We start from the raw sequence: 9,533 nt of genomic DNA on the forward strand, positions 1-9,533 counted from the left end.
CGGTATGCTAAGAACAAAAATGCCGTTCACTCTTAAGTGAACGGCATTACTCCTTGTGAGGCTCTTTTTGTATCGATTTATCAAACGATTATGGATTTACATTGCGGTTGATAGGGTTCTGCAATGAAATCAGTGTCTCAGTCGATTGAACCTCGTCAATCGCCTGCAATTTATCGATCAGTACGAACTGCAACTCTTCGATCGATTTACACATCAGCTTTACGAAAATGTTGTAGGCGCCAGTGGTGTAGTAAGCCTCAACAACTTCATCTAAGGCATTCAGTTTTGCAATGGCTGAGTGGTAGTCGCGAGCTGCGTTAAGGTTGATACCAATAAAACAACACACGTCGTAACCAAGCTTCTTGGTGTTTACCACAACCTCGGTTCGCTCAATAATGTCGGCCGATCTCATCTTTTCGATACGAACGTGAATCGTCGCGGGGCTGACATCGAATTTCTTTGCCATTTCAGCATAAGGCGTGCGCGCATCTTCCATTAAGGTTTTGAGAATGGCACGGTCTAGATCATCCAGACGAGCTGTAGTTGTGGACATGCATAATCCTTAGGGTGAATAAAAAACATACCGGCTTTAGTACACATCATAGCCAAGGGTGATAATATTAGCAGCAACTATAGTGTTAGGGTGAATTCAGTGCGATTTTCGTTGTTTTTGATTGTTATGTGTTGGAGTGCTTTTGTTTCAGCTCAAACAAAAGATGTGTTGGTTATTCACTCTTATCATCAGGGTTTTTTCTGGACTGATGATTTCCACAAAGGATTATCAGAAGAACTGGACCGTGATCGACTATCGTATCGAGTTGTTTATTTGGATAGTAAACGAACTCAAAACCCAGAATACTTAGAGCGCGTTTATCAGCTTTATCACACCAAGTTGATGCATGAAGAATTTGCTGCGGTTGTGGTCAGTGACAATAACGCCCTTAATTTAATGAAGCGCCTTGCGCCCGATCTCAAAGATACGCCAGTAATCTTTGGTGGCATCAACAATTTCTCCCCTGAAATGATTGAAGGTTTGAACGCGACAGGTATTACTGAAGATATTGATCTAGAAGGTAATATTGAGTTAATCCAACGCCTTCAAACAAACGTAAAGAAGATATACATTGTTACTGACCATTCAGTAACAGGTGAGGCTATCCGCTCACAAGTTGATAGTTCTATTAAAACCAACCCAAATTTTTCCGGTTTGGTGGAGCATTATGTCCCCAATTCTTACCAAGAATTAATAGCGTTTTCTCAGCGAACTGATCTCGGTCAGAGTTTATTGTTTTGGGCATACTATCGCGATGCTAAAGGCAACGTGAGTAGCGTTGAGGACTGGCGTCAATTGAACATTAAAACCCAAATGCCGCTGTATATGGTACACGATTTGGGGCTAGGTTTTGGGGCGATTGGTGGTGTCATTCAAAGTGGAAAAACTCAAGGCCGAGATACAGGGCGTGTTTTATTGAAGGTGCTTGCTAATCCAAATCAGCCATTGCCCCCTATTGCTGCTGGTTCCTCAGAGATTAAGCTCGACTATCAACAACTCTCTCGTTGGAATCTGGGAACTGAGAATGAAGCTTCAATTACTTTTCTCAATAAGCCTAAATCATTCCTGACGCGTTACCGCGATGAAATTCGAACCATAGTTTTGCTGTTTCTGGTTATGTCGAGTGTTATCGCGACCTTGATTTACTACCTCAACCGCCTTAAGAAAAGTGAGCGTGCTAGCCGACAAAGCCAGCTGTTACTGGAGTCGATATTCGATCAAAGTCTACAGTACATGGGTATTCTTGATAAAGGCGGTGTACTGCTGTCGAGCAACAGTAAGCTGCATGAGCTTCTTTATAATCAAGGTTATAAATTAGGAACACCTCTCCAAGAATATTGGGAGGATGCCGCTGGCGAAGCGCTGAAGGAGTATTTTGCTGAAAGGGATGATTATCCAACCCTACGATTTGAGGCTGAGGTATGGTGCCGTGATCGTGGTGGAATGGTGCTAGATATCTCTTTAAAGCCGATGCCGAGCAGTGAAGAGGACACCATTCAGTTCTTATTTGAAGCTCGTGATGTTACCTCACGAAAGCTTGCTGAGAACAAATTGTTCCAACGTGAAGCGAATCTCAAACTGTATTACGACAAGCAGCCGGTGATGATGATTACACTGGATGTCAATAATCGCATTCAGCAAGTGAACCAGTTTGCTGAAGAATTACTAGGTTATCCACTTGATCTGCTTTTGGGGCATCGCCCTAGAGAATTTTATGTGGATGAGAACGCGATGATTCCTCGTCATATCTTGTTGCAACCACAGCACAAAATTCGCGGCGTGTGGCGTCGTGATATCGAGTATCGTCATGCGGACGGTAGAACGATCTGGATTCGTGAAAATATTCGTCCATTGGTCGACTCGGGTCAGCTGTTGATTGTGGGAGAGGATATTACTGAAACCCGCGAACTTTCTGAAAAGTTAGAATACCAAGCGCGTTATGACCTGCTTACAGACACTTTCAACCGCAACCACTTTGAGCAAGAGCTACAAAAGGCGCTGAAAGAGGTCGAGAGTCATATGAGAACTCATGCGATGTTGTTCTTAGATTTGGACCAATTGAAAGTATTGAACGATACTGCTGGGCATGAAGCGGGTGATGCCGCGATCTTATTTAGCGCTAATCTGATAGAAGATGTGCTTCCTTACAATGCTGTGTTAGCTCGGATGGGGGGAGATGAGTTTGCGGTATTAATCAAAGACTGTACTGAGCGAGATGCTGTCAATGTCTGTCACAGTATTATATCGATGATGAGTGAGAATCCATTCTTATGGGGTGATATTCACCTCAATCTTACTTGTTCTATCGGAATTCGATTGATTGACCATACTGCCGCTTCATCACAAATGGTGCATGCACAGGCGGATGCCGCTTGCCATGCCGCTAAAGAGGAAGGGCGAAATCGTTATCACCTTTATCATCTAGATGATGAAGATCTGCGCCGTCGCCATTTAGAAATGGAATGCGTTAACTTGGTACACGAAGCCTTAGCTAATGATCGCTTGGAGTTATTTGCCCAACGTATTCTTGGTCTAGAGGAAAATAGCAACAAAATGCACTTTGAGATACTGGTGCGGATCAAGAACGTCCAAGGTGAGTACATTTCACCGGGGATCTTCATGCCAGCCTCCGAGCGCTATAACATCGCGCATTTGATTGATCGCCAAGTCGTCAGTCAGACGTTGAATTGGTTGGAGCAACGCCCACATCTCGTTGATGATTTGGGGATGTGTTCGATAAACCTTTCTGGTCACTCGATGGGTAACCGAGAGTTTGTTGAATTCTTGATTGAAAGTTTGGCGAGCTCATCAGTGCCTTGCCATAAGGTTTGTTTAGAGATCACTGAAACGGCCGCCATGAGTAATATGAAGCAGGCAATCAACTTCTTTACTCGAATTAAAGAGCTCGGCTGTTTGATTGCTCTGGATGATTTTGGTTCAGGCTTGTCGTCATTCGGATATCTGAAGGCATTGCCCGTTGATATTGTGAAAGTTGATGGCCTGTTTGTGCGTGATATTGATGTTAACGAGATGGACTATGTGATGGTTCGTTCGATCAATGATTTAGCGAAGCAGATGGGCAAGCACACGGTGGCTGAATTTGTTGAAAATACTCAGATTCTCGATAAGTTAATTGAACTCGGTGTTAACTATGCTCAGGGCTATGTTATTGGTCGACCGAAGCCACTGGCTGAGCTTGTTGAAGAGTTAAGGCAAGAACGAGAGATAGAGTAATTGTTTTAGGTAAGCCGACCGAGCTGGGAATACTTTTCACCGCTAATATGTATTGTTGAGGCAATCAGGTAAACTGGTTGCCTCTTTTGTTTTGAATACTACTGTCTGTTGGAGACGACCTTGCAACTACAACTGATTTGCGAAGATGCTACCCAAATCGATCATTTAAATGACTTAGCGACCCGTTGGAATTTATCTCATGATGAAAGTAGCGAGTTTGCTTTGGTGCTGACTCGCGAGCGACTTGAGCTACGTAAAGTCGATGAACCTAAGCTTGGCGCTATTTTTGTTGATTTAGTCGGAGGCGCAGTCGGTCACAGACGTAAGTTTGGTGGTGGTAAAGGTCAGGCAATTGCTAAGGCGGCAGGTCTAAACAAAGGCGCAACGCCAACTATTCTTGATGGTACAGCAGGCTTAGGGCGTGACGCATTTGTATTGGCTTCGTTGGGCTGTAAAGTGCAGATGGTAGAGCGACATCCAGTTGTGGCTGCATTATTGGATGACGGCCTGCAGAGAGCAAAAAAAGACCCAGATATCGGCGGTTGGGTTAGCGAACGTATGAAGTTGATTCACGCTTCAAGTCACGATGCGCTGGATAAACTTAGCAACGACCCTAACTTCGAACAGCCTGATGTGGTGTACCTCGATCCTATGTACCCACACCCAGAGAACAAGAAGAAGTCGGCTTTGGTTAAGAAAGAGATGCGAGTATTCCAATCTTTGGTTGGCGCCGATCTGGATGCCGATGGCTTGTTTGAGCCTGCGATGAAGCTGGCAACGAAGCGCGTTGTGGTCAAAAGACCGGATTACGCAGCATGGTTAGACGAGCAAAAACCGAGCATGGCAATCGAAACTAAAAAGAACCGTTTTGATGTGTATGTGAAAGCATCAATGACTTAGAGACACACTAAGAAAGTTTCCCGTCATAAATACGATAAATTGGCATTTAACACTTGCGATAGTCGCGTTACGGATGTATATCTAACTAAGAATCATTATTATTCTTAGCTGGAGTTGTAGCATGGCTAAACGCTTTTGTAAGTTAAACCGTCGAGATATCACTGAACACCTAGGAGAGATCCACAGCTTGGTTACTGAACCTAAGTTTGTGTGTCGTTCTTGTGCGCGTTCTTCGGCGGATCAAGCAAACCTATGCAAACCAACCGTAATTCCACCTCTTGGCTGTCAAAATAAACCCGTTGAAGAAAAAGCTGCATGCGGCCTGTTAGCGGAAACATTACCTGCACCCGAGCTATCACTTGCTGAAATCAACGAGACCCTTGAACCTGTTGTTCAAATGTTCGATCCAGCCGTTGCTGATATTGCCGCTGATGTTGTAGATAAAAAAGCATCACAGAAAAAAGCCAAACTGAAAAAACGAATCGCTAATGCGAGTTGTGATGAAAAAGCCGATCTCAAGCGAGCGAAGAAAGCGGCCAAAAAACAAGAGAAGTACAACAAAAAACTCGCGAAGATGATTAAGAAGCAGCAAAAGCTGTTTAAGAAAAGTCAAAAACTGGAAAGTCACCTTGAACGTATCAACCTACAACTTGATGACGTCGCTTTCACTGAAACCAAGACTCAGGTAGTGAGCCATAGTCACATTCACTGAAACTGGTACGGATAACTTATTGCTACAACGATATGATTTAAAAAGAGCGACCTAAGGTCGCTCTTTTGCTTTTTGGGGTTATCCGAGCCAATTCATTTAGCTCTGTTCATTTAGCTTAGTTTAGTTTAGTTAACTAAGCTCAGTGAAAGCGGTTAGGCGTTGCTTGTGGATCTCGCAACACGCTTTTTCACCCATGTCTCGTTGACGAACAGAGAGAACAAGATAACCGCGCCGCCAATGGCCAATCGAACCAAGTCGACGTCTCTGTTCCAAATCAGGATGTTCACTACAAGGCCGGCTGGAACTAAGGCGTTGTTCATTACAGCCAGTGCCCCAGCATTCACCATGCATGCACCTTTATTCCACATAAAGTAACCTAGCCCCGAAGCAATCAAGCCAAGGTAAATCAGGATGCCCCATTGAAGCGTGGTCGTTGGCAACTTCTCAGGGTTACCTAAGAGTATGAAAGCAACCGAAGCGACGCATAACGCACCCAAATAGAAGTAACCAAATACTGTGCGCTGAGGTAACTCTGTCGATTCCTTCTCCATCACTATTTTGTAAGCAACTTGGCCGATAGCAAAGCACAGGTTTGCACCTTGGACTACGAGGAAACCGACTAAAAAGTTTTCGTTGATACCCGCGAATTTAATGAATACAGCGCCCAATACAGCAATCGCCGCTGTCACTAAATACCACGGAGAGAATTGTCCTTTGAGGGAGTCATAAATAAGTGTGACGTAAATTGGGGTAAAAACGGTAAACAGAAGGACTTCAGGAACGGATAGCAGCAAGAAAGATTGGTAATAGAAGCAGTACATCAGCCCAAGCTGGATACCACCAATCGTCATCAACTTAGCGATCAGCTTACGCGAGATACCTCGAAACTTCAGGAAAGGAAGAAATACAATGCCAGCAAGGGCAACACGCATTAATACAGAGAACCAAGAATCAACCTGACCAGCAAGGTAAACGCCGATCAGGCTAAAAGAGAAGGCCCATAAGAGGGTAACACTAGCTAAATAGCTCATATAAAAACTTCGTTAATAAGATATGAGCTGTATGTTACCTAACCTTAATTCATTAGTCTTCTGAATCTCTTAGAGGCACGACCAGCATATCAACCGGCGAGGCATTGATCAGTTGTCGTGTTGAAGAGAGCAATTTGCTCCAGAAGTCTTGATGGTGCCCACAAACCACTAAATCAACATTGAATTCATTGATGGTGTCACACAGTTCATGACTCAGGTCGCCGCTGCCCACTAAGGTGTGGGTAATTGGGTATTGAGCGTGTTCTGCAAAATTTTGTAGCTGAACTCGAGATGCTTCCATCGCGTTGTGCTGGGTTTCTGCCATGTTGATATCAATAAGGCCGGTATAGAGCTCTGCATAATTAATATCGATATGGATAAAAGAGACTTTGGCTTCCAATGGCTTAGCCAATGCTACTGCTTTATCCACAAGTAATTTGCTGTCATCTGATAAATCGACTGCGACCAAAATATGTTTGTAACTCATATCGCTACCTCTTCTATTCATTGCCTAACTAAAGACTAGCACTATGCAATGCCTTTTTTTGCTGAAGTGATCTCATATCCACTGTCTTGCGTAATGTTTGCTCGAAATATTGGTTAACTAATGGCCTGCGAGATATTCATAAAATAGTGATATAGTAGAGAAAACTGAAGATGTAATTAGGAGTCTTAAATGCTATCAAAAACTATGGTAGAGCAACTGAATGATCAAATTAATCTAGAATTTTTCTCATCCAACCTATACTTACAAATGAGTGCTTGGTGTGAAGACAAAGGATTTGAAGGTGCAGCAGAGTTTCTGCGTGTTCATGCAGTCGAAGAAATGGAACACATGCAGCGTCTTTTTACTTACGTAAGTGAGACAGGTGCAATGCCAATTTTAGGTGCGATTGAAGCGCCAAAACATGAATTTGATAGCCTTGGGGCTGTGTTCCGTGAAACTTACGAACATGAGCAAATGATTACTCAAAAGATCAACAAACTGGCTCACGTTGCTTTCAGCACACAAGATTACTCAACCTTTAACTTCCTGCAATGGTACGTTGCAGAGCAACACGAAGAAGAGAAGTTGTTTAAAGGTGTATTGGATAAGCTAGAGCTTGTTGGTGAAGACGGTAAAGCATTGTTCTTTATTGATAAAGACTTAGCGCAATTGGCAAAAGATGGTTCATCTTCAATTATGGAAGCTCCTGCCGTTTAGGTAGTACGAGAAAGACACTGATTATCTTTTTCTTTTGAGTTTTCTTATGAAGATGTAAGGAGGAAAGGATGATCAGCGGCGACACTATTCTATTTGCACTAATGGTTGTGACTTGTGTGAACTGGGCGCGTTACTTTACTGCGCTAAGAACACTCATTTATATTATGCGAGAAGCACACCCTCTACTATATCAACAAGTAGATGGAGGTGGTTTCTTCACAACCCATGGCAATATGACCAAACAGGTTCGCCTGTTTAGTTACATCAAAAGCAAAGAGTATCACCACCATCACGACGAAGTTTTTACGTCGAAGTGCGATCGTGTAAGGCAGTTATTCATACTCTCTTCTGCTCTGTTAGGTGTAACGTTGCTGTCTTCTTTCATCGTCTAAGTCATTTAGTACGATTGAAGTAGAGCTTAGGTTTTTGGTGTAAAGCTTCGGTTGTTGGTTCGCTAAGCCAAACCAAACAGTGGCTTGCTTCTGTCTGTGAATTGTACAATTGAACATCAATTGCAAAGTTTAAAATTGCCGCTAAAATAGCGAGCAATTAGTAAGGATGTGCTGTTTATGCACATCCTTTTTTATTGATGGCATTTCGAGAACAGGGCGTACTCGAGGTGTAAAAGTGAAGAAAGCAGAACCCCAATGAGTGAAAAGTTTGATGTAATCGTAATTGGTGCGGGCGCCGCGGGCTTAATGTGTGCTGCGGAAGCGGGTAAACGTGGCCGACGAGTGCTGGTGGTTGATCATGCAAAGAAACCAGGCAGAAAAATTTTAATCTCAGGTGGCGGCCGTTGTAACTTCACTAACTATGATGTTTCAGCCAACAACTTCCTATGTAACAACCCTCACTTCGTGAAGTCAGCTTTATCTCAATACACCAACTGGGATTTTATCTCGATGGTGAGCAAGTACGGTATTGAGTTCGAAGAGCGAGACCACGGCCAATTGTTCTGTGTGAATGACCATACTGCAAAAGACATCGTGAGCATGTTGCTTGAAGAGTGTAAGCAAGCGAAAGTTGAACAGCGCTACCGTTGTGATGTTCACTCCATCGAAAAAACAGACGCTGGCTTTAAGATGCACCTTAATACCGACGAAGTTGAGTGTGACTCACTTGTCGTGGCGACGGGCGGTTTATCGATGCCGAAACTAGGCGCGACGCCATTTGGCTATAAGATTGCCGAGCAGTTTGGTTTGTCTGTAATGCCGACTACGGCGGGGCTAGTACCATTCACGCTCCATAAAGAAGACAAAGAAGCTTTCGCTGAGCTTTCTGGTATCGCAATTCCTGCTGAGATCACAGCGCAAGACGGCACTTTATTTAAAGAAGCGTTGCTGTTTACTCACCGCGGCTTATCTGGTCCTTCGGTACTGCAAATCTCTTCATTCTGGAAAGCGGGTCAATCGGTTTCTATCAACCTAGTACCTGAAGTAGACGTTGCTGAGTTGCTTGAAAATTCTCGCGAGAAACACCCAAATCAGAGCCTGAAAAATACCTTGGCAAAAGCACTACCAAAGCGTTTTGTGGAAGTGCTGATTGATCGTAAAGAGCTTGAAGACAAGCCGCTTAAACAGTTCAATGAAAAGCAGCTTAGTGGCATCGTTGAGCACCTAGAGAACTGGAAAATGGCACCAAATGGCACTGAAGGTTATCGAACTGCCGAAGTGACTCTAGGCGGAGTGGATACTGATCACCTATCTTCGAAAACCATGGAGTGTAAGAGTGTGTCTGGCCTCTATTTCATCGGTGAAGTAATGGACGTAACGGGTTGGTTAGGGGGCTATAACTTCCAATGGACGTGGTCGTCTGGGTGGGTTGCAGGCCAAAACGTATAGCACTGTTTAGGAACAATAAAGTTTGTACACTGTCGATTAAGTTTGTACAAAGTTCCAT

At 43.7% G+C, this 9,533-nt stretch carries 9 protein-coding genes; 6 read left to right on the top strand and 3 right to left on the bottom strand.

The window, feature by feature from the left end; genetic code table 11:
* Nucleotides 1–88: 88 nt before the first annotated feature.
* Nucleotides 89–553, bottom strand: coding sequence for a transcriptional regulator AsnC (asnC, locus tag AB6D80_RS22945; RefSeq protein ID WP_009848066.1), 465 nt, complete (start codon nt 551–553; stop codon nt 89–91).
* A gap of 126 nt (nt 554–679) precedes the next feature.
* Here asnC and AB6D80_RS22950 point away from each other — a divergent pair, with 126 nt between their 5' ends.
* The 3 genes from AB6D80_RS22950 (at nt 680) to AB6D80_RS22960 (ending at nt 5,399) form a co-directional block, all read left to right on the top strand.
* On the top strand, nt 680–3,787 hold the full coding sequence (locus tag AB6D80_RS22950) for an ABC transporter substrate binding protein (protein ID WP_372189708.1): 3,108 nt from the start codon (nt 680–682) through the stop codon (nt 3,785–3,787).
* A gap of 120 nt (nt 3,788–3,907) precedes the next feature.
* Nucleotides 3,908–4,687, top strand: a complete 780-nt coding sequence (locus AB6D80_RS22955; RefSeq protein WP_017099236.1) for a class I SAM-dependent methyltransferase — start codon at nt 3,908–3,910, stop codon at nt 4,685–4,687.
* Nucleotides 4,688–4,808: 121 nt separating this feature from the next.
* A complete protein-coding gene (locus AB6D80_RS22960; RefSeq protein WP_372189702.1) occupies nt 4,809–5,399 on the top strand; it encodes a hypothetical protein in 591 nt (196 codons plus the stop codon).
* Nucleotides 5,400–5,551: 152 nt separating this feature from the next.
* On the opposite strand, the gene AB6D80_RS22965 is transcribed toward AB6D80_RS22960, so the two are convergent.
* Both AB6D80_RS22965 and uspA read right to left on the bottom strand, forming a co-directional pair.
* Complete coding sequence (locus AB6D80_RS22965) at nt 5,552–6,430, bottom strand: carboxylate/amino acid/amine transporter (RefSeq protein ID WP_372189704.1); 879 nt, start codon at nt 6,428–6,430, stop codon at nt 5,552–5,554.
* A gap of 52 nt (nt 6,431–6,482) precedes the next feature.
* Nucleotides 6,483–6,917 (bottom strand): universal stress protein UspA, encoded by a 435-nt coding sequence (gene uspA, locus AB6D80_RS22970; RefSeq protein WP_009848061.1) that lies wholly within the window; start codon nt 6,915–6,917, stop codon nt 6,483–6,485.
* A gap of 189 nt (nt 6,918–7,106) precedes the next feature.
* Here uspA and ftnA point away from each other — a divergent pair, with 189 nt between their 5' ends.
* The 3 genes from ftnA to AB6D80_RS22985 all read left to right on the top strand — a co-directional run bounded on the left by ftnA (nt 7,107) and on the right by AB6D80_RS22985 (nt 9,475).
* Complete coding sequence (gene ftnA, locus AB6D80_RS22975) at nt 7,107–7,634, top strand: non-heme ferritin (RefSeq protein ID WP_004735556.1); 528 nt, start codon at nt 7,107–7,109, stop codon at nt 7,632–7,634.
* Between the two features lie 68 nt (nt 7,635–7,702).
* Nucleotides 7,703–8,026 carry a universal stress protein UspB gene (uspB, locus tag AB6D80_RS22980; RefSeq protein ID WP_009848060.1) on the top strand — a complete coding sequence of 108 codons (324 nt, stop codon included), beginning with the start codon at nt 7,703–7,705 and terminating at the stop codon, nt 8,024–8,026.
* A gap of 255 nt (nt 8,027–8,281) precedes the next feature.
* Nucleotides 8,282–9,475 carry an NAD(P)/FAD-dependent oxidoreductase gene (locus tag AB6D80_RS22985; protein ID WP_372189706.1) on the top strand — a complete coding sequence of 398 codons (1,194 nt, stop codon included), beginning with the start codon at nt 8,282–8,284 and terminating at the stop codon, nt 9,473–9,475.
* Nucleotides 9,476–9,533 lie beyond the last annotated feature (58 nt).

This window comes from Vibrio sp. 10N.247.310.17 (assembly GCF_041466605.1).
Classification (GTDB): domain Bacteria; phylum Pseudomonadota; class Gammaproteobacteria; order Enterobacterales; family Vibrionaceae; genus Vibrio; species Vibrio tasmaniensis_A.